We start from the raw sequence: 741 nt of genomic DNA on the forward strand, positions 1-741 counted from the left end.
GTGGGGGTCTCGGTGGCGGGGGTCACCTCGGCGGTGCAGTGGCGGCAGCGGCGGGCCCTGATCGGGATGGCGCTCAGGCACTGCGGGCAGTCGCGTTCGACGGCCTCCTTCCCGCGGTCGATTCGCTCGATCAGCTTGGTCGTCGGGAGCACCACCAGGAAGTAGACGATCACCGCCGTGATGGTGAACGCGATCGCCGAGGTCACGAAGATCCCGTAGGGGAACTTGGTGCCGTTGATCGTCACGGCCAGGTCCGTGTAGTCGGGTTCGCCGCCGAGCAGCGCGATCAGCGGTGAGATGAACGAGGCCGCGAAGTCCTCGACGAGGCCGGCGAACGCGGCCCCCACGACGAACGCGACCGCCAGTTCGACGAGGTTGCCGCGAAGAAGGAACTTCTTGAAACCACTCATACCGGCTCCGGACTCTCGGGGGATGCGCCATCCGCTGCAGCAGGCGCGCAGGAATGGCTACGGATCGTAATGAAACCTCCCGTGACATGCCAAGGGTGTTCGTGGGCTGGTTGAAGTCGTCGGGCGGGTCTCAGGGCTTCGGGTTGATCGTCAGGGAGAGGAGGGCGGTGGTGCTCGCCAGGGCTAGGGCTTGCGTTCTGTCTGTGGCGAGGAGTACCAGGGCGCCCTGCTGGCGAGTGGTTTCGTCGGGGGAAGGGACTGTTAGGACGGGGACGGCGGAGACCACGACTCTGGCGTCGCCTCGGGGATGGGACGGGGCGCCCTCGGGGAG

Annotated in this window: 1 protein-coding gene; it reads right to left on the reverse strand. The window is 66.9% G+C overall.

Annotated elements, in window-relative coordinates; translation table 11 throughout:
- A partial coding sequence (locus E1266_RS37555; protein ID WP_132055366.1) for an MscL family protein occupies window positions 1-410 on the reverse strand: 410 nt, incomplete at its 3' end.
- Window positions 411-741: the final 331 nt, after the last annotated feature.

The organism is Actinomadura sp. 7K534, assembly GCF_004348575.1.
Taxonomy (GTDB): domain Bacteria; phylum Actinomycetota; class Actinomycetes; order Streptosporangiales; family Streptosporangiaceae; genus Spirillospora; species Spirillospora livida.